The sequence below is a fragment of the Burkholderia sp. Ax-1719 genome (assembly GCF_011753055.1).
GTDB lineage: Bacteria > Pseudomonadota > Gammaproteobacteria > Burkholderiales > Burkholderiaceae > Paraburkholderia.
The window spans coordinates 530419-556858 of the sequence record NZ_VWWJ01000002.1; the positions used below are offsets into that span (position 1 = coordinate 530419).

The following is a 26440-nucleotide window of genomic DNA, read 5'->3' on the forward strand; positions in this document are numbered from 1 at the left end:
CTCAGAGCGTAACGGTTATTCACCGACTTGTGACTTTTGTCGTCTATTGTGCGCCGAGAGATGATCTGGATGCAAATCTTATATACGCAGCGGTACATCCGAATGATAGTTCGAGGAGAGGAGTGACAGATTCAGCCTCGTTTTTGAAGCGGCTTCCATATGTTGTGGTTGATGCCGATACGAAGAGGGTAATATATCCTTTGTCGGGCGCGTACAAAGAATTTCCCGACCGAACTTATACGCAGTCATTGCACGACGGAAAACGATCTGTGCATACTTTGGAGGTCGTTCATATTCCAGATGGTGTAAGGCGGATCGCATTGCATATTGCAAATGATGCGTTTAGTTACCATAGAAATTTTCAGCTCTTCCCTTGGACCGTTCCTGACGCCGCGCACAGTAAGGTTCACATTTTTGAACTCAGATCAGACGTGCAGGAAGAGTTTAGAGCGAGAAATGATCTTCCATCGGTTCCTTCGGAAAACACGTTGACTGTCAAAACAGCGTCGGCCGATGAGTATTATGGCTTTCTAACAGGTGACCTTTGGCGAAAGGTCAGTCACGAGTTTACAGACGCCGACATCGGCAGGCTCTGCCCTCCTGAAACGATCTCACGCAACGCACTTGCAGGTGGCGTGCCGAATCTTCTTGCTGCGCATCCGCCCTCTGCCACCGTGTCTGCGCCGGCAGCTACTGTGGCGCCTCACTCGGAAGGCCCGCATGTCTACATCGGACCTGTTACTGTGGGTAGTTCATCGCCCACGGTAACGATTCCCGTCGTAGTGGCTGCGCCGCCACAGGTTGCAGGGAATGTAGAAACCGTAGCCGTCGACTGGCGTGCTACGCTCGCGCCGATTTACGCTGCTGGTGCCGGTTCCCGTTCGATGGCGTCGTTTACGATAGAGATTCCCAACCTCGGAATTACGCTTGCATTTGGCGCAAGGGCACTTGCTAACGCTATTAATACGAGTGACGACACGACAGTTCAACAAGCTATTCGCCGCACATCGCCCCGCACCTTCGCTGCGGTTCTGAAGGCGGCGTGGCGATTGCATATCGACAAACTCGGCCTCTCTAGTTCGTGGCGTCCGATGCTTGGCTCGCGTTTGCACAAGATGGGGGACGGACTGGATGTCACGAGCTTTGATGACTCTCTGGAGGGCATTCGTTTTACCATCCGCAATCATGGTGCGGCGGATCGACTCCACCCGTTTCCGACAAGTTCGGGTGGACAAATGCTGGCGAAGCTCTATGCAGAATTGAACGGCGATAGTGAAACGTTGCATGGTGCTATCTATACGCCATGGGTGAACTGGGTAGAGCCACATGACACGCACATGCACATAACGGCAAAGGGTGAATAGCTTTCGGATTAATTTATTATGAAAAATTATCAACTATTTTGGCGGCTGGCAATTGCGATATTTGTAGCAATTTCGTGCGCTCAAGCTGACGCGCAATCTATTAATATTAATGATATTGTTATAGGCAATAAGTCCGTCGAAATGACTTGCGTGCTTTTCCTACGCCATGCAATTGGCGCTTCGGCTGCCGGAAGTCGTTCATACGCGTGTGATAAATTTTATCGAGCGAACGACGAGGATATAGTGGATACGATTCCAGCTTCGTCTGGTCATCCATCGATACCTGTTAGAAAAAGCGACTACATCTCCTTAGATGATTTGTCTCCATGGAAGGGCGTGGTTCCATTTCGTGCCTTTTTTGGAATAACTGCAAGACACGAGAGTGCCGACCCCGATCTTTCGCCCTCGTATCTCCCGTACGATCGTCAGAACGAGGTTTACGTGTATTGGGTCGTGGATCGCAATGGATACGAAATCGATGTCGCCAGCGGTAGGAGGACTGGATATAGATTCTATGGTTATTTAGGAATTTGTTATCTGGCAACGGAAAAGAAACCTAGAAAATATAGGTACCTGACTAAATGTGAGGAGCCAGGATACGAAGGTTTTCCAAAGTCAGTTGACACGGCTGGTCGTCCCTGGATCAATATCATGGAGCAGAATACGGTCGATCTTGGAGAGCGCATGCCCGCTGTTAGTGTAGAGATTCGCGGCACCATGCCGGTGAAGCCGCTGATCTACTCTGATTTCCCCGTTGGAGACGATGGTCGGGTGACAAAGGGAAGGGCAATGTGCATGGCCGATTGTGCTCCAGGAATGCTGATGAAACTATTACACTCTGGTCAGAGCATCTGGGGAGCTTCCGGCAAGCTGCCCCCGAGGTGATCTGAAAATTGCGTTGACGCGCCCGAACGAGATCATAGACGAGCCATATTTCCCGCTCGGGTTCTTGTAATCGTAGCTCTTGTGGCCGGAGCGTACGCACCGGCATTTAATCAGGAAACGCGACACTACTTAGCATAAACCTGCCCACCAACCAGGTAATTCCGCCGGATCTTATCAGTATCCACATGCAGCACCTTCCGCAAATACTGCTGCATACCACCATACCGCGTATCGATCACTTCAATCGCCGCCCCAATATAGTCAGCATCGACCTCAAGCAACGGCCTTGCAACGTCAGCGCCAACACCAATCTTCTGCAACTGCACCAACACCTGCGCATTAAACCCAGCATTCTCCCGATTAGATTCCAGATAATTCGTGACAATAGTCGCCCGATCCACCCCCAACGCCGATAGCAACAACACCGTAGCAAACCCAGTCCGATCTTTCCCAGCGGTGCAGTGATAAAGCAAAGTCCGATCCGCCTCCGCGAGCCTCAAAAACCGCGCAAACTGGTCCTGATAAACCTCAGGAAACTGCCGATACAAATCAACCATAAACCGCTTCATCTGCGCAGGCGTAGACCGCTTGAGCATTGGCACAATAGCCCCGGGCGAGAGATCGCCGGCCAGCACTGGATCAGCGCGCCACGGAAAGCGCTCACCAAACGCAGCCTCAGCAGACGTCTTCTCGCTGGCGGCGCGAAAATCCACCACATCATCCAGATGCATGGCGTCCAGCCTGGCGAAATCATCAGGCGTGCCCAGCGCGGGATTCCCGCTACGATAAAGCCGACCCGGCGCAATCACCTTGCCATCGGCGGCGACGATGCCGCCCAGGTCACGCAGGTTCTGGATATGCTGCATGTGAATAGGGTGATCCGTATCGGTAGAAGGTATGGCTTCCTGCGCGCAAACGCTGCCCGCCGCCGCGAGCCCAATGAATATCGAGGCGCCAGCCACCTTCAACGCAAGCAAAGTTCGTTTCATCGATATGAATAGCGAAAAGGAAACACAAAAACGCGCGCCATCCTGCGACAGCGCACGTCCAGAAAAATAGCAAACCCCAGAAAATAATCAGGCCGCGCGGCTCACCCCACGCTCGCGCGCCAGCGTCATCGCCGTATCCTCAATCATGTCTTCCTGCCCACCCACCAGACGCTGACGTCCCATCTCAACGAGAATATCGCGCGCCGGGACGCCGTATTTCGCCTCCGCACGCTTGGCGAACAGCAGGAACGACGAATACACCCCCGCGTATCCCAGCGTCAGCGCATCGCGGTCGATGCGGATCGGTGCGTCCATGATCGGCAGCACGAGGTCTTCGGCGACGTCGGAAATCGCGAATACGTCCACGCCCGTTTCGATGCCCATACGCTCGCACACGGCCACGAAGACTTCCATCGGCGTGTTGCCTGCGCCCGCGCCCAGTCCCGCAGCGGCGGCGTCGATCCGGCACGCGCCCGCTTCGATTGCCGCGAGTGAATTGGCGATGCCCATCGCCAGGTTGTGGTGGCCGTGAAAGCCCAATTCAGTCTCGGGGCGCAGCGCTTCACGCACAGGAACCAGACGCGCACGCACGTCGTCGGGCAGCATATAGCCTGCGGAATCGGTGATGTAGATGCAGTTCGCACCATACGATTCCATCAGCCTGGCCTGTTCCACCAGCAACTCGGGCGGCGCCATATGCGCCATCATCAGAAAGCCTACGGTGTCCATGCCCAGTTCGCGCGCGAGGCCAATGTGCTGTCCGGAGACATCGGCTTCCGTGCAATGCGTCGCCACGCGGATCGTGTTCACGCCCAGGCTGTGCGCCATGCGCAGATGATCGACCGTGCCGATGCCAGGCAGCAGCAGCGCCGACACTTTCGCCTGCTTCAATTCGCCGATCACGGCTTCCAGGTAGGCTTCGTCGCTTTCAGCGGGAAAGCCGTAGTTAACCGATGCGCCGCCCAGGCCGTCGCCGTGCGTGACTTCAATGAGCGGTACGCCCGCGGCGTCAAGTCCGCGCGCGATGGCGCGCATCTGGTCGAGCGAGATCTGGTGGCGCTTGGGGTGCATGCCGTCGCGCAGCGTCATGTCGTGCACGGTGATGCGCCGGCCGGCGAGCGGGTGCGCTGTGATGTTCTGCATCGTGTTTCCTTATGTGCGGTGTCGCGATTTAAACGGCGGCCAGCATCTGCTCAGCGAATACTTCGCCCGTGCGCGCAGCGGCGGCGGTCATGATGTCGAGATTGCCCGCGTAGCGCGGCAGATAATCGCCCAGCCCCGCGACTTCCATGAATACGGACACGCGCTTGCCATCGAATACGGGGCCGTTTTTTAGGGTGTAACCGGGCACGTAACGCTGCACTTCCTCGACCATCTTCTGCACCGATGCCGCGATGGCTTCGACGTCCGGCTCATCGACGGTCAGGCAATGGATGGTGTCGCGCATGATGAGCGGCGGCTCGGCGGGATTGATGACGATGATCGCCTTGCCGCGCTGGGCGCCGCCCACCGTTTCGATGGCGCGCGCCGTGGTGCGCGTGAATTCGTCGATGTTCTTGCGCGTGCCGGGGCCCACCGAGCGCGACGACACCGTGGCGACGATTTCTCCATAAGCCACCGGCTGCACACGTGCCACGGCGTGCACGATGGGGATCGTCGCCTGGCCGCCGCAGGTGACCATGTTGACGTTGAGCGTATCGGCCAGATGCTCGCCCAGGTTCACGGGCGGCACGCAGAACGGGCCGATTGCGGCCGGCGTCAGGTCGATCACACGCACGCCGTGCGCGGTGAGTTTGTCGGAGTGCTCTTTGTGGACGTAGGCGGAAGTCGCGTCGAAAGCGATGCGGATGCCGTCCGCCTGTAGATGCGGAATCAGCCCGTCAATACCATCGGCGGTAGTCTTGAGGCCGAGCGCCTGGGCGCGGGCGAGTCCTTCGGAGGAGGGATCGACGCCAACCATCCATACTGGATCAAGTACGTTGCTGCGGCGCAATTTGTAGAGCAGATCGGTGCCGATATTGCCGGGGCCGATCAGCGCGCATGGAATCTTGCTCATGGGATGTCCTTGTTGAAGCAGTTTTCAGATCATTCGGATAGCTAATTGCATAGCCGTGAATCAGACGAAGCTCACCTCACAGCCGCCGATTCCTTCGATACGCATTGAAAGACGGTCGCCTGCTGTGACGGGAATCAGCGCGGCAAGCGCACCGGATAGCACGACTTCGCCCGCAAGCAAGGGCATACCCAGTTCGCCTAAGGTGTTGGCAAGCCACGCCACGGCGTCGGCGGGATGGCCCAGCGCGGCCGCGCCTACGCCTTCGCCAGCATTTGCGCCGTTTTTCTCGATACGCATCTGACACGCGGCCAGATCGACGGCATGTGGGGGAACGCGCTCGGGGCCGAGCACATAAACGCCGCTCGATGCGTTGTCTGCCACGGTGTCGCCGATGCGGATGGCCCAGTCGCGGATACGCGAATCGACGATTTCGAAGCACGCGCCCACTGCTTCGGTGGCATCCAGCACTTCAGTACGGTCAACGCCCGGCCCGCGCAGATCACGGCGCAGATAGAAAGCGATTTCACCTTCGGCGCGCGGCTGGATCAGCGTATCGGCGCGAATCGCCGCGCCACTCTCGTGGTGCATGCCGGAGAGCAGCATGCCGAAGTCGGGCTGGCGCACGTCGAGCATGTCCTGCACGGCCTGGCTCGTCACGCCGATCTTCTTGCCCACCACGGTTTCGCCAGCCGCGACGCGGCGCGCGATGTAGTGCTGCTGGATGCGGTACGCGTCGGCGAGCGGCAGGGCGTTCAGGCGCGAAGTGAGTGGCGCGATGGGCGCGCGCTCGCGCCAGGCAGCGTAGAGCGCGTCGCCCAGCGCGGCGAGTTGGGCTGAAGTCATGGCAATGGAATCGGATGAAAAGAGGAGAGCGCCCGCCGTGCGCGATGGCAGGCGGGCGTGTTGAACGCAGGGCGAGACCTAGACGCCGTCGCCGCGAATTGCATCGGGCGAGTAGTACGCCTCGTTGGTTTGCGTGGTGGGCGTGAGGTTCGGCATCGGCTCCTGATTGGTCAGTCGGTCCGCGTAATACGCACCCGAAATCAGGTCGTGATAGAACACCGAGGTCGAATAAAACGTCTTCGCATCGAACGCGTAGAGCGTGGGCGCAAAGTTGGTGCGCCAGAGCGTGCCGCGTGCGTCGTAGTTGTCGGCGGCCACGGCGTTCCAGGTGTCTTCGTCGAGATACAGCACGCGCTTGGCGTACTGATGGCGGTAGCCGGACTTGAGCGTGGCTTCGAGCACCCACACGCGATGCAGCTCGAAGCGCATGGTCTGCATGTCTTCATGCCCCTTGGTAAGCAGCGTCGTATATTTGATCGACGGGTCCATCATGCGGTAGTTGTCGTACGGCACGTAGATTTCGCGCTTGCCCGCGATCTTCCAGTCGTAACGCTCGCCCGAGCCGTTGAAGAGACGGTCGTCGTCCACGGTGCGGAAGCCGCCCGGGCCTTCCGGCTGATCGAAACCAAATTCAGGCGACTGGCGCACACGCCGCGTGCCGGGGTTATACGACCATGTGCGACGCGTGTCCGAGCCTTCCTGATCCCACATTTCGTAGCCCGTAATAATGGTGCCGCGATCCGAAAGCGGCAGCATCGTGGTCTGGCGGAAGAAGCTGCGGCCATTGAGCTTGTTGTCGGACTGGAAGGGCACCGTGGCGCGCGGTCCGTAGATCGAATATTGGACTTTGCCCCAGGCGATATTGCCGTCCGGATAAACCACGGCCTGATCGTAGGTGGCGTTTTCCGATTCGATCATCGAAGCGAAACGCAAATTCCACATTGCCTCCACGCCGGTCTTTGGCACCGGGAACGGTGTGACGGGCGGGAAATCCTTCAGGCCGTTCTGGTCCTTCGTCATCACCGTATTGGGCGCGTAGGTCTGGATAGCCTTGTACACGGCGTCCGGATAGGCGAAGTCGCGATGGCTCGGATACACCGTGATCTTGAAGGTATCCGGATACTTCTTGAAGAGCGCTTTTTCGCCGTCGGTCAGACGGGCCGCATATTGCTGCATGTTTTGCGCGGTGATAGTAAAGAGCGGCTTGTCGCTCGCGTAAGGATCAGGGTAGCGCTCACCGGGTTTGTAGTTGACGCCTGCGGGCGCGCCTACGTATTTGCCGGTCCAGGCGGGGATGCTGCCGTCCGCATTGCCGGCGCGCTCGGCGCCCATTGGCGTGAGCGTGCTGTCGAGTTTGGCGAGATCCGCGGCGCTGGTTTTCGCCAGCGATCCGGCGGCAAGCGCAACGCCTGCTGCGAGGGCGCAGACTTGCAGGGCGTGATGAAGGGTTCTGCTCATGACCATTCCTCTTGCAGTGAAAATACGGCGGTATTCAGAAGGAGTACGTAGCGGTGGCGAGAACATAATCGCGATCCGCGAGCGGGCGCAGGGTGGGATTCGGCGTGCCCAGGAACTTCGCGTAGACGAGCGAGAGTTTGAGATTCGAGAGGCGCGTGAAATCGACGCCTACCGTCACACGATGGTCGCCCACGCCAGTGAGCGAACCGAGTGCGCCGGACAGTGCCGTTGTGCCAGTGAAGTCATCGGAATAGGTGAGCGGCACGTCCATATCCCAGCCGTTAAACACGTTCTTGTAGCTGAGCGTCCAGGCCACTTCAAAAGCGGCGGCGTTGCGGGTGTTCGCAAGCGTGGTCGAACCGTTGACGGGTGTGACGTTGCCGGTGTGCACATACGAGACTTCCGCGACCAGCGTTTGTGATGCGGCGAGGAAGGTCGGCCCGATCGAATAGATCGCCGAGAGATTCGATTGCCAGACATCGCCACGCGTGGCCGTCGCGCCGGTGGGCGCATTCACGAGCACGGCCGCGCCCTGGCGATACGACGTTTCGCCTGCGATATTCACGCCCGCTGCTTCGGTCGAAAAGCTCAGGCCTGTGAGCTTGATGTGATCGAAATACTTTTGCTGATACTGGAGCGTTGGGTAATAGCTGAATACAACGCTCGGATTCATGTCGTTGTAGTGCAGGTAATACGCGCCGATTTCCGTATCGCCGAATACACGCCAGCGCGCGCCAATACCCCATTGATCGTTATTGTTCGGCTTGATGTCCGCGCCGCGCGGAATCAGCGTGCCGCCTGGCCCGATGAGGAATTGCGCGCCCGGTCCCGTGATATCCGAATAGCTGAAATAGCTGCCCGGCGCAGTGAGATCGTTGTGCTCGAACGCGAATTGCCAGTAACCGAGCACGCTGAAATTATTGGCCAGCTGCCATTGCGCCGAAATCTGCGGAACGGGCAGCAGAATGTCCTTCACTTCGGCCCCGGCGACATACGATTTGGTGGCGTCCGCAGGGCCTTGCGCGCCTGCGATATTCGGGAAGAACACGCTTTCGCCCCATGCCAGCACCTGATCGCCCACCTTCACATTGAGGTTGGTCTTGCCGATGTGGAAGGTGTTGTACGCATAGGCCGCAAGCAGTTGCGGACGCGCGCCGGCCCAATAGCTGGTGTCACCGGTGAACTGGTTGTAGACGCCCGAGTGATTCACGGTATCCGGCGCGTCGTTGTAATTCGGGCGATGGTAGACCTGATCGTAGAACGCATCGGCACGCACGAAGACGCCCCAGTCGTCGTGCTTCAGATTGACTTCGCCGAGGATATTGGCCTGATTCTGCATCAGCTTGCCGGACTTGAAATTGCGATCGCCGTCGTCGCCATTGATGTTGTCCGGCGCCAGCAAATTGCCGCTCGGCGCGCGCGTCCGCATGCCCAGTCCATAGCCGATCGTGAAGTTGTAGTCGAGCGTGGTGTCCGCGCCGAACGCGATCGTGTCGCCCGCCCAGGCCGGAGCCGCAGCGCTCACGCATGCCGCTGCGAGCGCGAGCCGGCAGGCGGCGTTGATGGGGCGTAATGCGCGCGGGGTGTCGATTCTCATTGCGTCTCCTCTGAGGCTCCGTTGTGGTTTTGTTGTGGCTTCGTTGTGGCGTTGCAGTGGCGTTCAGGTGCTCAGAGGTTAGGGGCCACGCGTGCGGCGAGAATCGTCAAAACGGACTAGCTGATTCCCCTCAGTCCGGTTTTGCAGTGCTGACCATTGACGTGTGCTTATGCACGCTCGAAGACCTTGCCTGCGGAAGTCGCCGAGAGAAAGGCAGGCACTTCGCCGCCGCCTTCCAGCACGAGATTCGCGCCCGATGCATATGACGCGTAGCCGGAAGCGAGAAAGAGACACGCATGTGCGACGTCGTCGGGCGTGGCGAGACGTCCGGCGGGCACGGTCGCCGCCGCTGCCTGCAGACCTTCTTCGCCGACGTGGTCGGCGGTGGCCGAATCGGTTTGCACGAGGCTGGGGCTGACGGCGGCTACGCGCACCTTGGGCGCCCATTCCACTGCGAGCGAGCGCACAGCGTTGAGCACACCCGCCTTGGCCGCGCCATAAGCGGCGGTTCCGGGCGACGCACGCAAAGCGCTCACGCTGCCGACAAACAGCAGCACGCCGCCCTCGGCCTGGCGCTGCATTACGGCGTTGGCGCGCTGCGCGAGCCAGAGCGGCGCGATCAGGTTCAAGCGGATCACGGACTCCGTAAAGCGCGGTGAAGCTTGCGCGGCGAGCGCGAAAGGCGCGCCGCCCGCGTTGCTTACGACCACGTCGAGACGGCCGGTTTCGGCTTCGATACGGGTGATAAGGGCGTCAATGGCGTCGATATCGCGCACATCGGCGGCGATGACGCGGAGCGGGTTGGGAGTGATGTCCTGAGCGGTATCGGGCACGCTGCGACCGCAGACATAGACGATTGCGCCAGCAAGACGAAACGCCTGCGCGATGGCTGCGCCGATGCCGCGCGTGCCGCCCGTCACGAGCACGGTTTTACCGCTGAAACTGCCGCTCAAATCGAAACTTGTCATGGCCTGACTCCGTGGAAAGAAGGACCGAGGCCGATGGTAGAGAAAAGCCCGGGTGGCTTCTTAGTCTGAAAAGACGATGCGGCGCGTGCTCGCGCCCTTGATGATCGACCACAGACCGGTTCCGCGAAGACGCGCCCGAGATCCGGTCACGCAAACGATCGAGAACGATCCGCAAAATCAGGAGACATGCGCGCATGACCTCGAACACTGCCTTGCCCGCTGGTGCCATTGGCGCTTTCACCGATGCCCCCGGCGGCCTGAAACTGCATCATTTCGAAGCCGGCAGCGGCGAGCCCGTGGTATTTATCCACGGCAGCGGCCCGGGTGCGAGCGGCATCAGCAATTTCCGCCATAACTATCCGCAGTTCGCAGCGGCTGGATACCGCGTTATCGTGGTGGACCTGCCCGGCTACGGCGCATCGTCGAAACCGGCCGATGCGCACTACACGCTCGACTATTTCGTCGTGGCATTGCGCGCGCAATTGAACGCGCTGGGCGTGGGCCGCGCCACGCTGCTCGGCAATTCGCTGGGCGGCGCGATCGCGCTCAAGTACGCGCTCGACTACCCGGACGACGTGGCGGCGCTGATCATGATGGCGCCGGGCGGCGTGGAGGAGCGCGAGACCTACTTCCGCATGGAAGGCATCCAGAAGATGGTGACGTTGTTCACCAATCGTCAGATGAACCGGCAGACGATGCGTTATCTGCTGGAACTGCTGGTGCACGACCGTGCGCTCGTCACCGACGCGCTGGTGGAAGAACGCCTGAAAGTGTGCGAAACGCAACCGCCCGAAGTGCTTTCTACGATGCGCGTGCCCAATCTCACGGAGCGACTGGCGGAACTGCGCTGCCCGGTGCTGGGTTTCTGGGGCACCAATGACCGCTTCAATCCGGTGAGCGGCGCGATGCATTTCCTCGAACACTGCGAGGACGCGCGCTTCGTGCTGATGAATCGCTGCGGACACTGGGTAATGGTGGAGCACCGCGACTATTTCAATCGCGAGTGCCTGGATTTTCTGGCCGATCTTCACGCCGATAAAGGCGTTGAGAGCACCGAACATAACGACAAGGAGACAGCATGAGCAACCTGCAGGCAATCACGCAACAGCTATTCGACATGAGCGGCAAAGTGGCCGCAATTACGGGCGCAGCGCGTGGTATTGGCGCGCAGACGGCGCGTACATTGGCATCGGCGGGCGCTGCTGTGGCGGTGCTGGATGTGTCGCCGCATGGTGAGGAACTGGCGGCCGAAATTGTGGCGGCGGGCGGGAAGGCGTATTTCTGGAAGCTCGATGTTACTCAGGAAGCTGAGGTTCAGCGTGTGTTTGGGGAGATTGTCGCGAGGTTTGGAAGGCTTGATGCGCTGGTGAACAACGCCGGTATTGAAGGGGCTAATTTACCTACGCATCAGATGTCGCTTGAGCAGTGGCGTGCTGTGATGGATGTGAATGTGACGGGTGTTTTTCTTTGCACCAAGCATGCGATTCCTGCTTTGCAGGAGGCGGGTGGTGGGGCGATCGTGAATGTCTCCTCGATGTATGGGCTGGTGGGTGGACCGGATGTGCCGGCTTATCATGCTTCGAAGGGCGCGGTGCGCTTGATGGCTAAAACCGATGCCATGCTTTATGCGGCGCAGAATATTCGGGCTAATTCGGTGCATCCTGGGTTTATTCGGACGCCTTTGCTGGAGGAGGCATTTCAGAAGCTGGGCGATCCTGAGCAGATCTTTGGGCAGATGAAGTTGATGGTGCCAATGGCTAAAATCGGTGATCCGCAGGATATTGCTGCTGGGATTCTTTATCTGGTTTCTCCTGCGGGGCGGTATGTTACTGGGGCGGAACTTGTTATTGATGGTGGGTATACCGCGCGTTGATTTTTTGTTGGTTTTATGCTGGTCTTGGCATTTCCTTGATTTGTCTTCGGTATGCCAGGGTTGCCCCTGTGCGGGGCGGCACCCCCTTTTCTTTGCAGCGGCAAAGAAAAGGGGGGAAAAGAAAGCCGCTTAAACCGCCAGTGCTTCGCGGTACATCTACAGCCTTATAGCGGAGTGGCGCCCGGGCAGCGCCCGCATCACTCGCCCCACAACAGAGTGGAAACGCCCACACATCCGGGGGCGCAAGCGCCCCGTAGGGCATAACGCAAACCGCAGGTTTGCGCCTTCCCTCGCGTACCCAACCGTTGCGCGCGCAGCGAGCAACGGGATGTATGACTGCTTTGTCACTTCGTTATTGGGCAAGTGGTGCGAGCAATGCCCAGTCACCACTCTGTCAAACGATTAGTGGTGGACGGCGTCAGATTAGCGGTGTGAGCGGCTTTCTTTTGCCTACTTTTCTTTGCCGCGGCAAAGAAAAGTAGGTGCCGCCCCGCACAGGGGCAACACTAATAGACCGACACGCTAACAAGGAAATGCCAACACCCCCCGAACACCAACCAAAAACATAAGGATACCAAAATGAACAAAATGAAATCAGCCCTCGAAGAATACATAGCAGCATTCAACGCAGGCGACGCCCAACGCGTAATAGCGCTATTCGCCGCAGAGGCTACGATAGAAGACCCGGTAGGCACCCCTAAAAAACACGGCATCGAAGAAATAAAAGCCTTCTACACCCACGCGACAAACTTAGGCGCACGCCTCGAACTCATAGCGCCCCCGCGCGGCTCCCACTCAAACGCCGCCACCATCACCTTCAAAGTCCACATCCAGAGCGAGCAAGGCCCGGCCCACATCGACGTCACCGACGTCATGGAATTCAACGCCGAAGGCAAGATCACCAGCATGCGCGCCTACTGGGGCCCGGACGACTACCACACCGCGAGCGCAACATGAAGCCAGAGAGTGGGCCAACGCCCGCAAGCCCCATCGTCAGGGCCTTCAGCCCACTCCAGATAGGCCCACTAACCCTGCGCAACCGCTTCATCAAATCGGCGACCAACGAGGGCATGACGCCGCGAGGCGTCCCTTCGCAAGCCTTGCTGAAGCTCCACGAAAACGTCGCTGCCGGAGGCGCGGCACTCACCACCGTGGCCTACTGCGCAGTGAGCCCGGACGCCCGCACCTTCGTCGATCAGGCGCAACTCGATGGCAGCACGCTCGCGCCATTCCGTGCGCTCACCGATGCCGTTCATCGCCACGGCGCAGCGGCCAGCGCGCAGATCACCCACGGCGGCTGCTTTACCTTCCTTCCGGAACTCTCGACTCGCCGTCCTTTAAGCGCATCCGGAGGGCTAAATAAAGTCGGCCTGATGAGCGGCCGCTTCTTCAAGCAGGCAATGTCCGAACGCGATATGGACGCCTGCGCCGCGCAATTCGCCCAGGCCGCCCGTCACGCTCGCGAGGCCGGTTTCGACGCCGTCGAAATCCACATGGGCCACGGCTATTTGCTCAGCCAGTTTCTCTCGCCGCTCTATAACCATCGCGACGACGCCTATGGCGGCAACGCCGCGCAACGCGCGCTGTTTCCGCTACGTGTGTTGCGCCGCGTACTGGACGCGGTCGGCCGTGACTGCGCAGTGCTGTGCAAGATCGGCGTCACCGAAGGCGTGAAGGGCGGCGGCAACGCAAAAGACGCCGCTGAAATCGCGCAACTGCTCGAAGCTGAAGGTGCGCATATGCTCGTGCTGAGCGGCGGTATGAACGTCGAATCGGTGTGGCAACTGTTCGGCAGTCCGTTGCCGAATGAGGCGCGCGCGAACGTGTCGAATCCCATTGTCCGCATGGCGATGCATGTGCAAAAGTTCACGGAACCGCGCTTCGACGGCTTTCGCGAGATGTATTTTCTTGAGCATTCGCGCAAGGTGCGCGAGGCCGTCACGCTGCCGCTCGCCTATCTGGGCGGCGTGCGTTCGGCGGTGAATGTGGCGCAGGCGATGGAGGAAGGTTTCGACGCCGTGGCGATGGCGCGCGCGCTGCTGTACGAACCGGGTTTCGTCGCGCGCTTGCGCCGCGAGGCGAATGCGGCCTCGGGCTGCACTTCGTGCAATCGTTGCGTGGTCAGCATGTACACGCCGGGAGGCACGGCCTGCATTTTGCAGGGCGAAAACGATCCCGCGCCCAATCGCATTCCCGCACAGTTAAGCGCAAGCTGATGGCGAAGCGCACGAGGGAAGCCGCGCTGGAAACGCGCAGCCGTCTGCTGGATAGTGCCGAAACTTTGTTCGCACGCCACGGCGTTTCGCACACCACACTCGCCGATATCGCCGATGCAGCTTGTCTCACGCGCGGCGCGATCTATGGGCACTTCCGCAACAAGGCCGATCTGCTCGAAGCGCTGCTGGAACGCACGCGTTTGCCGCTGGAAGAGTTGATCGGCGCTTTCGTCGATCCGCTTGCGCCGGAGCCGCTTGCCGCGATGCAGCGCGCGATTCTCGTTTGTCTGCATGATGCGCAATGCGACGCGCGAAGGCGGCGCGTGTTCGAGATCGTCTTCAATCGTTGCGAACTGGTCGATGAGATGGCCAGCGTGGCAGGTCGCATGCGTGAATACGCACGCGAAGGCGTGGCGAATCTCGAGCGTGGGCTCATGAATGCGAAGCGCCGCGATCAGTTGCCGCCGACGCTCGATGTGCGCCTCGCCGCCGCGTTGCTGCACGCGCAGGTCACGGGGTTGATCCGCGATAGTCTGCTCGTGCCGCAGCGGCTGGATTTCGTGCGTGATGGCGAGCGCATGGTCGCCGCGATCTTCGAGCTGTTGCGCCACGCGCCCACGCTGCACGCGGCGCCTGTCGTTGAACCGGCCTGAGCGTTCAGCGAGTTAGCGTATCCGCGTCGCCATCCCAGCCGCCGCCCAGCGCTTTGTTCAAGGCGATGTAATCGGTCGTCACGCTCACGCGGCTCTGGATCAGCGTGTCCTGCGCCGAATACAGCGAGCGGTCGGCGGTCAGCACGTCGAGAAAACCCGTCGATCCCGATTCGTAGCGCGCATGCGCAAGCTTCGCGGCCTCGCCGTAGGCATCGGCGGAAAGCTGGAGGCTTTGTGTGCGCTCGGTTTCGCGGGACAGGGATACGCTGGCGTTCTCGACATCGGTGAGGGCCGTCAGCACCGCCGAGCGATACGCGATCAGATATTGCTCGCGCTGTGCGTCGGCGATATCGACGGCGGCTTTCAGACGGCCCGCGTCGAATAGCGGAATCGTCACTGAAGGGCCGATCGACCAGCCAATCGACGAATGCCGCGCGAGGTCGCCGAACTGCGTGCCCGAGGTGCTGAGCGAACCGGTGAGCGTCACGCGCGGGTAGCGCGCGGCTTCGGCCTGGCCGACGCGCGCCGTGTATTGCGCGTAACGGCGTTCGGCGGCACGCACGTCGGGACGCGCGAGCAGCGTGTCGGCGGGCACGCCGCGCGCCACCGGCAGCGCGGGGGCGGGCACGGGCGGGGTGGCGTTCGCAGGGGCTTCCATGCGTTCGATCAGCGCGTCCGGCGTGCGGCCCGTAAGCACCGCGAGGCTATGCACGGTCTGCGCGTAGCTGGCTTCGAGCGCCGGGATGGTGGCGAGCGTCGATTGCGCTTCGCCCGCGGCGTTGGCGGCGTCCAGGCCCGACGTCGCGCCCGCCTGATAGCGCACGCGCGTGAGGCGGGCGGTTTCCTGCTGCGAGATCGCCGTCTCGCGGGCGAGCGCGAGACGCGCCTGGTAGCCGCGCGCCTGAACATAGCGCGTGGTGACGTCGCCGATCAGCGTGAGCAGCGCCGTGCGTCGGTCCCACTGCGCGGCGTCGTAACTGTCGCGCGCGGCCTCCAGCGCGCGTCGGTTCGCGCCGAAGATATCGATTTCCCAACTGGCGTCGAAGCCTGCCTGGAAGAGGTTGGTCGGGCCGCTGGAACCGAGCGTGCCTGTTGTGGTGGATGTCGCGCTGCCGGTGCTGCCTGTTGTGACAGCGCTGCTGCCCGCACCGGAGCGCGTGAAGCCGCCCGTGGCGTTCAGCGAAGGATAGAGCGCGCCGCCTGCCTGTCGCAGCACGGCGCGGGCTTCGAGCACGCGGGCGGTGGCCGTCGCCACGTCGAGATTGCCCGCGACCGCTTCGCGCACGAGGGCGTCTAGCAGCGGGTCGTTCAGGCGCGTCCACCACCGCTGGAGATCGGCGGGATCGTCGGCGAGGGTCGCAGGCGTAGAGGCAGAGGCCGCTTGCGTGGTGCGCCATTGCGCGGGCGCATCCGCCTGCGGCGCGCGGTAGTCGGGACCGACCGCGCAACCGGCGAGCAGCGCGCCGACGAGCGTGCCAGTCAGCGTGCCGGTGAGCGCGCCGGGATTCATGATGAAGCGTTGAAATGCGTTCATGTGCGCTTGCCCTTGAAAGCCATACGGACCGCCACATAGAGCAGCGGCGCGAAGAAAATACCCAGCACCGTGGCCGCGAGCATGCCGCCCATCACGCCGATGCCGATCGCGTTTTGCGCGCCCGAGCCCGCGCCCGTCGCGACGGCCAGCGGCGCGACGCCGAGAATGAAGGCGAACGACGTCATCAAAATCGGACGCAGACGCTGGCGCGCGGCGTCGAGCGTCGCTTCGATCAGGCTCGCGCCATGCGCCTCACGCTCCAGCGCAAACTCGACGATCAGGATCGCGTTCTTGGCTGCAAGCCCGATGGTCGTGAGCAGACCCACCTTGAAGTAGACGTCATTGGTCTGGCCGCACAGCATCGCGGCCAGCAGCGCGCCCGCCATGCCGACCGGCACGGTGAGCATGACCGCGAACGGGATCGACCAGCTCTCGTAGAGCGCGGCCAGGCACAGGAACACCACTAGCACAGAGATCGCGTAAAGGGCGGCCGCCTGATCGCCCGCGAGCCGTTCCTCGTAGGAAAGACCGGTCCACTCGTGATGAAAGCCCGGCGGCAGCGCTGCAACCAGCTTGTCGATCTCGTGCATCGCTGTGCCGGAACTCACGCCCGGCGCGGCCTCGCCCTGGATCTCCAGCGCCGAGTTGCCGTTGTACCGTTCCAGCCGCGTCGGGCCGAAGGTCCAGTGCCCGCGCGCGAATGCGCCGAACGGCACCATCTCGTTGCTGGCGTTGCGCACGTGCCAGTTGTCGAGGTCGCGCGGCTGCATGCGGAAATCCGCATCGGACTGCACATAGACGCGCTTCACGCGGCCACGGTCGATAAAGTCGTTCACGTAGTCGCTGCCCCATGCGACCGAGAGCGTCTGGTTGATATCGGCGAGACTCAGGCCGAGTGAACTGGCCTTGGCCTGATCGATCGCCACGGCGAACTGCGGCGTAGGCTCCTGACCTGTCGGGCGCGTGTTGGCCAGCGCAGGGTTTTGCGCCGCTGCGGCGAGTAGCTTGTCGCGTATCTGAAGCAGCTTTTCGCGTCCCGCGCCATTGGTGTCCTGCAAATAGAAGTCGAAGCCGTTCGAATTGCCCATGCCGTCGATGGCGGGCGGCAGCAGCGCATAGACCTGCGCATCGCCGATGGCGGCGAAGGCTGCGCTCGCGCGCTGCGCCACTTCCTGCGCAGAGAGATTCGCGGATTTGCGCTGGTCGAAGTCCTTCAGGCGCACGAACACCATGCCCGCGTTCTGTCCCGAGCCGCCGAAGCCGTAGCCCTCGATCGCCATCACGCCTTCCACGGCGTCCTTTTCGTCGTGCAGGTAGTAATCGGTCACGCGTTTGAGCACGTCCTGGGTGCGGGCGTTCATCGCGCCGGGCGGCAATTGCACGGCGGTCAGCAGGATGCCCTGATCCTCGACGGGCAGGAACGAGCTGGGCAGGCGCATGAACATCCAGCCCATTGCCACCACCAGCGCGACGAAGATCGCCAGAAAGCGCTTGCCGCGCCCGAGCATGCCGGACACGCCGTTGCGATAGGCGTTCGAACCGCGCTCGAAATGACGGTTGAACCAGCCCGCGAAGCCGCGCTGCGCGCCGTGGCCGTGGCCGTGCCCTTGCCCTTGCGTGCGACGCAGGATCGTCGCGCACAGCGCGGGCGTGAGGATCAGCGCGACGGCCACCGAAAGCAGCATCGCCGTAACGATGGTCACTGAAAACTGACGATAGATCGTGCCCGTCGAGCCGGACGAGAACGCCATCGGCACGAATACGGCGGAAAGCACCGTGGCGATGCCGATCAGCGCCCCCGTAATCTCGCGCATCGACTTGAGCGTGGCCTCGCGCGGCTCCAGGTTTTCCTCGGTCATGACGCGTTCGACGTTTTCCACCACGACGATGGCGTCGTCCACCAGCAGGCCGATGGCGAGCACCATCGCGAACATGGTGAGCGTGTTGATCGAGTAGCCGAACACGGCGAGCACGCCGAAGGTCCCGAGCAGCACAACCGGAATCGCCAGCGTGGGAATCAGCGTCGCGCGCACGTTCTGCAGGAACACCAGCATAACGATGAACACGAGCACGATGGCTTCGAACAGCGTCTTGACGACCTCGTGGATCGAGAGCGCGACGAAGGGCGTGGTGTCGTACGGATAGACCACCTCGACGCCCGCGGGCAGCGTGCTCTTGAGCGAGCCGATCAGCGTCTTGATGCCCTTGGCGGTGTCGATGGCGTTTGCGCCCGTGGCAAGCATCACGCCCAGCGATGACGCCGGCTTGCCGTTATAGGTCGACGCGTAGGTGTAGTTTTCCGCGCCCAGCTCGACGCGCGCGACGTCTTTGAGGCGTACCACGGCGCCGTCGGTTGCGCTCTTGACGATGACGTCTTCGAACTGCGCAACGCTTTGCAGGCGGCTTTGCGCCGTGACCGTGGCGTTGAGCTGCTGGCCGGGCCGCGCGGGCTGCGCGCCCAGTTGGCCTGCCGCGACCTGCGCATTCTGTGCGCGCAGCGCGGTCTCCACGTCGCCGGGCATCAGCGCGTATTGCTGGAGTTTCGCCGGGTCGAGCCAGATCCGCATGGCGTAGCTCGAACCGAACAACTGCGTGTTGCCTACGCCCGGCACGCGACGGATCTGATCCTGCAGCGTGCTGCCCACGTAGTCGTCGAGATCGATCGAACTGAGCTTGCCGTTGGTCGAGACAAAGCCCACGACCATCAGAAAACTGGCCGACGATTTGGTCACGGTGAGGCCGGTGCTCTGCACGACCGAGGGCAGTTGCGCGGTGACCAGTTGCAGCTTGTTCTGCACCTGCATCTGCGCGACATCGGCATTGGCGCTATTGCTGAAGGTGAGGCGGATTTCGACCTCGCCCGAAGCGTCCGAACTCGCGGACATATAGAGCAGATTGTCGAGACCGGTGAGACCTTGCTCGATCACGCGCGTGACCGAGTTTTCGATGGTCTGGGCGTCCGCACCCGCGTAGGTCGCGGAAATCGAAATCGTGGTGGGCGCGATCTCGGGATACTGTGCGACGGGCAGGCGCTTGAGCGCCAGCACGCCCGCGAGCATCACGGCGATGGCGAGCACCCACGCGAACACGGGGCGCCTGATAAAAAATGCCGACATGATGGCGTTCAGCTCCTTTGCGTGGGTTTCGCAGGCTCTTTGGCGTCTGCTGCGGTGCTATTGGCTTTGGCCGCAGGCAGCGCACGCACCTTGCCGGTGGCGGCGTCGAGCGTCACTTCGGTGGCGGCGACGGCGTCGCCCACCCGCGCCTGCTGGCTGCCTTCGACGATCAGCGCATCGCCTTCGTGCAGACCTTGCGTAACGAGCCAGTCGTTGCCGTGCTCGCGAGCGCCTGCGAGTTCGACTTCCTCGACCTTGCCGCCGCGCACGAGTAGCGCAGTGGCTTCGCCGCGCGTATTGCGGCTCACGGCGCGTTGCGGCAGCAGATATGCCTGCGGCACCGTGCCTTCCTCGACGATCGCGCGCACGTACATGCCAGGCAGCAGCAGCCGGCGCGGATTGGGCACGGTGGCGCGCAACGTGTAAGTGCCGGTGCCGGTCGCGACACTCGATTCGCCGAATTCGAGGCGGCCATCAAGCGGATAAGTCGCGCCGTTTTCGAGCTTGAGTTTGACTGGCACGCTGCCATTCGTCGTGACGACGCGGCCAGCGTCGATAGCCTCGCGGAGATCGAGCAGATTTGCGCTCGACTGCGTGAGATCGATATTGACGCGGTCGATCTGATGGATCGTCGTGAGCGCGGTGCTCTGGCTTGCGCTCACGAGCGCGCCGGGCGTGAGCGACGAGCGGTCGATGCGGCCGGAAATGGGCGCGCGGATCGTCGTGCGATCGAGATCGATGCGGGCGGTTTCGAGCGACGCTTTGGCGGAAGCGACGTTGGCGCGGGCTTGAGCGAGCGCGTCGATGGCTTCTTCGTAATCCTGACGGCTGATGGCGTTCTGCTTGATCAGTGCCTGATTGCGGTCGGCTTTTGCCTGAGCCGACGGAATAGCGGCCTGGGCGCGTTGCAGCGCGGCTTCGGCGCTGTCGCGTGCGGCGCGGTAGCTGGCTGGATCGATCTGATAGAGCGGCTGGCCGGCTTTGACTTCGCCGCCTTCCGTGAACAGACGCTGCTGGATGACGCCGCCGACTTGCGGGCGGACTTCCGCTTCGAGGAAGGCGACGATGCGGCCAGGCAATTCCGCTGTGACTGCCACTGGTTGAGGGTGCAGTTTGAGGACGCTGACTTGTGGTGTGGCTGCGTTTTGAGGCGTGGTGTTCTGGCTGCGGTTGCAGGCCGTGAGCGCCGTGATAGCCAGCAGGGCTGCGACGGTTTTTCTGATCTTCGGTGTATTCATGTCTGCTTGAGGTATCCGGACTGGCGGTATGGCAGAGCATGGATCGTGAGGCTGCGTCGTTCGAGGACGATGGATTTTGTGTGGACGTTTTGTTGAGGGCGCGGCTTGCGCGCGCTGGATGGGCGGAAAAAGGCGCGCCGGCGGCGTCGCTGGCTGGTGGGGAAATGCTCGCTTCAGGGTCGTTGTTCGTGGGGTTTTGGCGTTTCCTTGATTTGCTTATGGTATGCAAGCGTTGCCCCTGTGCGGGGCGGCACCTACTTTCTTTGCGGCGGCAAAGAAAGTAGGCAAAGAAAGCCGCTCACGCCGCCAGTGCTTCGCAGTACATCTACAGCCTATAAAACAGAGTGGTGCCCGGGCAGCGCCCGCACCACGCGCCTAATAAGAGAGTGGCAACGCCCGCACATCCGGGGGCGCAGGCGCCCCGTGGGGTATAGCTAACACCCGTGGTTTGCGCCTTCCTTTGCAGACCCAACCGTTGCGAGCGCAGCGAGCAACGGGATGAATGACTGCCTTGTCACTTCGTTATTGGGCGAGTGGTGCGAGCAATGCCCCGTCACCACTCTGTCAAACGATTAGTGGTGGACGGCGTCAGATTAGCGGTGTGAGCGGCTTTCTTTTGCCTATCTTTTCTTTGCCGCGGCAAAGAAAAGTAGGTGCCGCCCCGCACAGGGGCAACGCTAATAGACCGACACCACAACAAGAAAACGCGACACCCCCCACCAATCCAACCCCAAAAAAAACCACCCCAAACTATTAAGCTATGATGGAGATTCAATGGAGAACATTGCCCGACAGCCGGCACACGTTCACGATTCGCTATCCCCAAAGCCGCGCACCCGCGACGAACCATGAACGCGCTGATCCTGATCGCCGAAGACGAACCTGAAATCGCCGAGATTCTCGACGCCTACCTCAGCCGCGAAGGCTACCGCACCTATCAGGTCAACAACGGCCAGGCCGCGCTCGACGTGCAGCCGCTGCTCAAGCCCGATCTCGTGCTCCTCGACATCAAGATGCCCGGCAAGGACGGCTGGGAAGTGCTCGCCGAGCTGCGCCGCCGCGGTGATACGCCGGTGGTAATCGTCACCGCGCTCGATCAGGACATCGACCGTCTGCAGGGCCTGCGCATCGGCGCGGATGACTACGTCGTCAAGCCCTTCAATCCCGTCGAAGTGGTGGCGCGTATCGGCGCAGTCCTGCGCCGCACCGGCGTCGCGCGCGCCGAAAGCGTGCTGCGCGTAGGCCGCCTCGAAATCGATACCGAAAGCTACGTCGCCAGCGTACGCAGCGCGACGGATACAGCCGGTGCCGGAAACGTGCAACTCGCGCTCACGCTCACCGAATTCCGCGTCCTCACCCATATGGCCAAGTGGCCCAACCGCGTTTTCACGCGCGCCGAACTGATCGACGCCTGCCTGCCGGGCGGCGATGCCCTGGAGCGCACCGTCGACAGCCACGTGAGCAATCTGCGCAAGAAGCTCGACAAGGCCGGCGCCGCCGACATCATCACCGTCGTGCGCGGCGTAGGCTACCGGCTGGCCGCATCGTGAAGAAAGAGCGCGGGCGGCTGGGCCGCCAGATTGTTCTGTCGATGGGGCTGGTGTCGAGCATCACGATGCTCATCGCGTTCGTCGGCTCGATTGTGATCTACGGGCTGCTCTATCTTTTCGCGCCGCCGTCCGGTCCGCTGACGCCCGACGATCTCTTCATCCCCGATCCGCGCGACTATCTGATCTTCGCGATTCTGCTGCTGATCGGTCTCGTGGTCGCGGTGGTGATCGCTTCGCGGCTCGCGCGGCGCATTCTCGCGCCGCTCAATTCGCTCGCCGAAAGCGCGCGCCGCATCGCGGCAGGCGATCTCGAAGCGCGTGCGTTGCCGGGCGACCGGTCGCTGGGCGAAACCGCGCATCTGGTCGACGATTTCAACGCCATGGCGGTGCGCCTGCAACGCATGACCAGCGATATGACCGCGTGGAATGCGGCCATCGCGCACGAATTGCGCACGCCGCTCACGATTCTGCGCGGGCGTCTGCAAGGTATGAAGGATGGCGTGTTCAAGCCTGATGAAGCGCAGATTCGCGGTCTGCTGTTTCAGGTCGAAGGGCTGACGCGACTGGTCGACGATCTGCATATCGTCACGCTGCAGGACATCGGGCGGCTGGAGATGCGCGTGGAGCCTACGCGTATCGACGTCGAAATCCGTCATGCCGTCGATTCGGTGAGCGATACGCTGCACGAGGCGGGTTTCGCGGTGGAAGTCGATCTCGCCGATGTGGTGGTCGCCTGCGATGGCGCGCGCATCCGCCAGGCGCTGCTCGCCTTGCTGGACAATGCGCGCCGTTACGCGGTGCCGGGCAGGCTGCGCATTGCACTCGTGCTGGACGAATCGATGTTCGCGCTGGGCGTGGAGGACGATGGGCCGGGTCTCGCGCCCGAATTCGCGCAACAGGTGTTCGAACCGTTCACGCGCGCCGATGCCTCGCGTTCACGCAAGTTCGGTGGGTCGGGGCTGGGTTTGTCGGTGGTGCGCGCCATTGCGCTCGCGCATGGCGGCCAGGCGGTCTATCGCAGTTCGGCCGTGGGTGGCTCGATTTTCGAACTGGTGTTGCCGCGCGGCTGAGCTTCGTTTGAAGCGTCAGCCGCGCATAAGACGCATTTAAGCGCTTTTACTCTTCCATCAGGCGCGCACGCACCTTCTTGCCCTTTACCTTGCCGGCGTTGAGCTTGCGCACCGCATTTTTAGCGATGCTGCGTTCCACCGCCACATAGGTCGAGAAGTCCGTCACGTTGATCTTGCCGATCTGCGCGCCGGTGAAGCCGGCTTCGCCCGTGAGCGCGCCCAGCACGTCGCCGGGACGGATCTTTTCCTTCTTGCCGCCCAGAATCTGCACGGTTTCCATCGGCGGCAGCAGCGGTTCGTTGCTGGCGGGCGTCAGTTCGGCGACCGGATGCCATTCGACTTCGCGCTTGAGCGCCTGCTCGATGCCGCCCACGCGGCCCATTTCGTTCATGGTCGCCAGCGATAGCGCCCAGCCGTCCTGATCGGCGCGGCCCGTGCGGCCGATGCGGTGCACGTAGACTTCGGGGTCGGGCGTGACGTCGACGTTGATGACCGCTTCCAGTTGCGCGATATCGAGGCCGCGCGCGGCCACGTCGGTTGCCACCAGCACCGAACAGCTACGGTTGGCGAACTGGATCAGCACCTGATCGCGATCGCGCTGGTCGAGTTCGCCGTGCAGCGCGAGTGCGTGAAAGCCCTGCGCGCGCAGCACGTCGAGCAGGTCGCGGCACTGCTGCTTGGTGTTGCAGAACGCAATCGTGCTGACCGGACGGAAGTGGTTGAGCAACTGGCCGACCACGTGCAGGCGGTCGTTTTCTTCGACTTCGTAGAAGCGCTGGCGGATCTTGCTGTCGTCGTGATGCTCTTCGAGCTTCACTTCCTTCGGGTTGCGCAGGAACTGCTGGCTCAGCTTGGCGATGCCTTCGGGGTATGTCGCCGAGAACAGCAGCGTCTGGCGTTCCTTTGGGCACTGGCGCGCGACCTTGGCGATGTCGTCATGGAAACCCATGTCGAGCATGCGGTCCGCTTCGTCGAGCACCAGCGTATTGAGCGCGTCAAGCGAGAGGATGCCGCGCTCCAGGTGATCCATGATGCGGCCCGGCGTGCCGACGATGATGTGCGCGCCGTGTTCGAGGCTGGCGGTCTGCGGTTTCATCGGCGTGCCGCCGCACAGCGTCAGCACTTTGACGTTTTCTTCGGCGCGCGCAAGGCGGCGGATTTCCGTGGCGACCTGGTCGGCCAGTTCGCGCGTGGGGCACAGGATCATCGCCTGGACGTCGAGGCGGCGCACATCGAGCTTCGCGAGCAGCGCGAGCGAGAAGGCCGCGGTCTTGCCGCTGCCCGTTTTTGCCTGCGCGATGAGATCGTGACCGGCGAGCGCGATCGGCAGGCTGGCGGCCTGGATCGGCGTCATCTCGACATAGCCGAGCCGGTTGAGGTTCTCGAGCGTGGCGGGAGCGAGCGAAAGCGCGCTGAAGGACGTAGCGGTGGGTGTATTCGTCATGCTGGGTCTCGCGCCCCGGGTGGGGCGGATGCCGCGTTGAGGCGGCAGGAATGGATCGGGCGGCGCTGATCGTGAGGACATTCGCGCCGCGCGTGGCGCAATTTTAACGGATAAGGACGGCAACGCCGCCAGAATGCGTACGCGCGGTACGAAAACCTGGCCGCGCCCTAGCCGCGCGCGTGTTCGGCGCCCAGTTCTTCGAGGTCGAGATCGTGTTCGACTTCGTGCAGCATTTCATCGCTGATGAGGCCCGCGCGGTGCATGCGCAGGATTTCCGCGCGGCCAGCGCGCACGGCGGCCAGCACCACGTCATAGTGCGCGGTTCGCACGTCCACGGGCAGGCTCGGCGCATGTTCGAATTGCTGCGAAAGCGTGGCGCGATAGGTGTATTGCTCCAGCAGGCGCGGGTGGATGACGCTGCCGTCCGGCCCGTGCACGAGTGGCTTGATCGTCTCGAACTGCACGGCGAGCAGGCGCGCCCAGACCTGCGGTTCGTTCAGATACGCCGCGCCCGCCTGGGCGTCCTGCAACGGCCGCACCAGACGGATCAGCGGGCCGATCGTCACGCCTTGCAGCAGCACCGTGAAAAGGATCACTGCGAACGCGGCGAACAGGATCAGGTCGCGCCCCGGCAGGCTTTCGGGTAGCGTGAGCGCGATCGCCAGCGTGACCACGCCGCGCATGCCGGCCCAGCTGACCACAGCCGCCGCGCGAAAATCGCCGCACAGCACCCGGCGTGGCGCGAGGCGGTGCAACACGGTGCGGATGCCTTCGAGCCCGAAGGTCCAGACGCAGCGCGAGAGCACCACGGCCGCGACCACGGCCAGCGCAGCGGGGCCAAGCTGCGCGAGCGCTTCGCCCGCGCCGCCCAGGCGCACGATCACGCCGCGCAGCGACAGCCCGATCAGCACGAACACCATCGCCTCCAGCACGAAGACCATCACTTGCCAGAACGCGGTGCCGCGCATGCGCACGCGTGCGCTCAGGACTTCGTGCTGATGCCAGCCCAGATACATGCCGCAGGTGACTGTGGAAATCACGCTCGACACGCCCGCCATGTCGCCCGCGATGTAGCTGAACCAGCCTGCACAGACGGCAACCGTGATGATCAGATAGTCGTCCTCCAGCAGGCGCAGCAGGTTGACGACGAGATAGCCGATCAGCCAGCCGATCGCAACACCGCCAAGGGCGAGGCCCGCGAAACTCAGCACCGCGCCCGAGGTGCTGAACGCGCCCGTGAGTGCGGCAGCGACGGCCAGGCGAAACAGCACCAGCCCGGCGGCGTCGTTGAGCAGGCTTTCGCCTTCGAGCAGCACCATTATCCGGCGCGGCAGCGCGAGGCGCTCCAGCACGGCGCGTGCGGCGACGGCGTCGGGCGGCGAGACCACCGCGCCCAGCGCGAAGCACACGGCCCAGGGCAGCGTGGGCACAACCCAGTGCGCGACAAGACCGACGGCCCAGGTCGTAAACGCCACCGCGCCAATCGCGAACAGCAGGATCGGCGTGATATGGCGCTTGAAGTCGGCCCATACGAAGAAGTAGGCGCCGTCCATCAGCAGAGGCGGCAGGAACACGATCAGCACCAG

General features: G+C 62.2%; 21 protein-coding genes. 9 read left to right on the forward strand and 12 right to left on the reverse strand.

The features are described from left to right. Positions 1-122: 122 nt before the first annotated feature. Positions 123-1364 carry a hypothetical protein gene (locus F3J17_RS07400; protein WP_167055437.1) on the forward strand — a complete coding sequence of 414 codons (1242 nt, stop codon included), beginning with the start codon at positions 123-125 and terminating at the stop codon, positions 1362-1364. Positions 1365-1382: 18 nt separating this feature from the next. Beyond that, positions 1383-2249, forward strand: a complete 867-nt coding sequence (locus F3J17_RS07405; RefSeq protein WP_167055439.1) for a hypothetical protein — start codon at positions 1383-1385, stop codon at positions 2247-2249. Between the two features lie 125 nt (positions 2250-2374). On the opposite strand, the gene F3J17_RS07410 is transcribed toward F3J17_RS07405, so the two are convergent. The 7 genes from F3J17_RS07410 to F3J17_RS07440 all read right to left on the reverse strand — a co-directional run bounded on the left by F3J17_RS07410 (position 2375) and on the right by F3J17_RS07440 (position 10160). Next, on the reverse strand, positions 2375-3238 hold the full coding sequence (locus F3J17_RS07410; protein WP_240160841.1) for a tyrosine-protein phosphatase: 864 nt from the start codon (positions 3236-3238) through the stop codon (positions 2375-2377). 87 nt (positions 3239-3325) lie between these two features. Then, positions 3326-4381 (reverse strand): 4-hydroxy-2-oxovalerate aldolase, encoded by a 1056-nt coding sequence (gene dmpG, locus F3J17_RS07415; protein ID WP_167055441.1) that lies wholly within the window; start codon positions 4379-4381, stop codon positions 3326-3328. A gap of 28 nt (positions 4382-4409) precedes the next feature. Next, positions 4410-5294: an acetaldehyde dehydrogenase (acetylating) gene (locus F3J17_RS07420; RefSeq protein ID WP_167055443.1), complete on the reverse strand. Its 885-nt coding sequence runs from the start codon at positions 5292-5294 to the stop codon at positions 4410-4412. Between the two features lie 60 nt (positions 5295-5354). Continuing rightward, a complete protein-coding gene (gene dmpE, locus F3J17_RS07425) occupies positions 5355-6137 on the reverse strand; it encodes a 2-oxopent-4-enoate hydratase (protein WP_167055445.1) in 783 nt (260 codons plus the stop codon). A 78-nt stretch (positions 6138-6215) separates the two neighbouring features. Then, positions 6216-7595, reverse strand: coding sequence for a DUF1329 domain-containing protein (locus F3J17_RS07430; RefSeq protein WP_167055447.1), 1380 nt, complete (start codon positions 7593-7595; stop codon positions 6216-6218). Positions 7596-7629: 34 nt separating this feature from the next. Continuing rightward, positions 7630-9192, reverse strand: coding sequence for a DUF1302 family protein (locus F3J17_RS07435; protein ID WP_167055450.1), 1563 nt, complete (start codon positions 9190-9192; stop codon positions 7630-7632). Positions 9193-9359: 167 nt separating this feature from the next. After that, positions 9360-10160 (reverse strand): SDR family oxidoreductase, encoded by an 801-nt coding sequence (locus F3J17_RS07440; RefSeq protein WP_167055452.1) that lies wholly within the window; start codon positions 10158-10160, stop codon positions 9360-9362. A gap of 194 nt (positions 10161-10354) precedes the next feature. On the opposite strand from F3J17_RS07440, the gene F3J17_RS07445 reads away from it, so the two are divergent. From F3J17_RS07445 to F3J17_RS07465, 5 genes are all read left to right on the forward strand, one after another. Then, positions 10355-11242: an alpha/beta fold hydrolase gene (locus F3J17_RS07445; RefSeq protein ID WP_167055454.1), complete on the forward strand. Its 888-nt coding sequence runs from the start codon at positions 10355-10357 to the stop codon at positions 11240-11242. Next, positions 11239-12033 carry an SDR family NAD(P)-dependent oxidoreductase gene (locus tag F3J17_RS07450; RefSeq protein ID WP_167055456.1) on the forward strand — a complete coding sequence of 265 codons (795 nt, stop codon included), beginning with the start codon at positions 11239-11241 and terminating at the stop codon, positions 12031-12033. Before F3J17_RS07445 ends, F3J17_RS07450 begins: the two co-directional genes overlap by 4 nt. Positions 12034-12612: 579 nt before the next feature. After that, a complete protein-coding gene (locus F3J17_RS07455; RefSeq protein WP_240160842.1) occupies positions 12613-12990 on the forward strand; it encodes a nuclear transport factor 2 family protein in 378 nt (125 codons plus the stop codon). Then, positions 12987-14249: an NADH:flavin oxidoreductase gene (locus F3J17_RS07460; protein ID WP_167055458.1), complete on the forward strand. Its 1263-nt coding sequence runs from the start codon at positions 12987-12989 to the stop codon at positions 14247-14249. Before F3J17_RS07455 ends, F3J17_RS07460 begins: the two co-directional genes overlap by 4 nt. Continuing rightward, on the forward strand, positions 14249-14902 hold the full coding sequence (locus F3J17_RS07465) for a TetR family transcriptional regulator (protein WP_167055461.1): 654 nt from the start codon (positions 14249-14251) through the stop codon (positions 14900-14902). Before F3J17_RS07460 ends, F3J17_RS07465 begins: the two co-directional genes overlap by 1 nt. 4 nt (positions 14903-14906) lie before the next feature. Here F3J17_RS07465 and F3J17_RS07470 read toward each other — a convergent pair whose 3' ends face one another. The 3 genes from F3J17_RS07470 to F3J17_RS07480 are packed head-to-tail and all read right to left on the reverse strand — an operon-like array spanning position 14907 to position 20790. Further along, positions 14907-16436 carry an efflux transporter outer membrane subunit gene (locus tag F3J17_RS07470; RefSeq protein WP_205194667.1) on the reverse strand — a complete coding sequence of 510 codons (1530 nt, stop codon included), beginning with the start codon at positions 16434-16436 and terminating at the stop codon, positions 14907-14909. Continuing rightward, positions 16433-19552 carry an efflux RND transporter permease subunit gene (locus F3J17_RS07475; RefSeq protein ID WP_167055464.1) on the reverse strand — a complete coding sequence of 1040 codons (3120 nt, stop codon included), beginning with the start codon at positions 19550-19552 and terminating at the stop codon, positions 16433-16435. Before F3J17_RS07475 ends, F3J17_RS07470 begins: the two co-directional genes overlap by 4 nt. 8 nt (positions 19553-19560) lie before the next feature. Continuing rightward, entirely contained in the window at positions 19561-20790 is a 1230-nt protein-coding gene (locus F3J17_RS07480; protein ID WP_167055467.1) for an efflux RND transporter periplasmic adaptor subunit, read from the reverse strand. Positions 20791-21638: 848 nt separating this feature from the next. Here F3J17_RS07480 and F3J17_RS07485 point away from each other — a divergent pair. Together F3J17_RS07485 and F3J17_RS07490 are read left to right on the forward strand one after the other, a co-directional pair. After that, complete coding sequence (locus F3J17_RS07485; protein ID WP_167055470.1) at positions 21639-22340, forward strand: response regulator; 702 nt, start codon at positions 21639-21641, stop codon at positions 22338-22340. Between the two features lie 41 nt (positions 22341-22381). Next, positions 22382-23410 carry an ATP-binding protein gene (locus F3J17_RS07490; protein ID WP_167055597.1) on the forward strand — a complete coding sequence of 343 codons (1029 nt, stop codon included), beginning with the start codon at positions 22382-22384 and terminating at the stop codon, positions 23408-23410. A 46-nt stretch (positions 23411-23456) separates the two neighbouring features. On the opposite strand, the gene dbpA is transcribed toward F3J17_RS07490, so the two are convergent. Together dbpA and F3J17_RS07500 are read right to left on the reverse strand one after the other, a co-directional pair. Beyond that, positions 23457-24854 (reverse strand): ATP-dependent RNA helicase DbpA, encoded by a 1398-nt coding sequence (dbpA, locus tag F3J17_RS07495; RefSeq protein WP_167055473.1) that lies wholly within the window; start codon positions 24852-24854, stop codon positions 23457-23459. A gap of 167 nt (positions 24855-25021) precedes the next feature. Further along, on the reverse strand, positions 25022-26440 hold a 1419-nt coding region (locus F3J17_RS07500), incomplete at its 5' end, for a cation:proton antiporter (protein ID WP_167055476.1).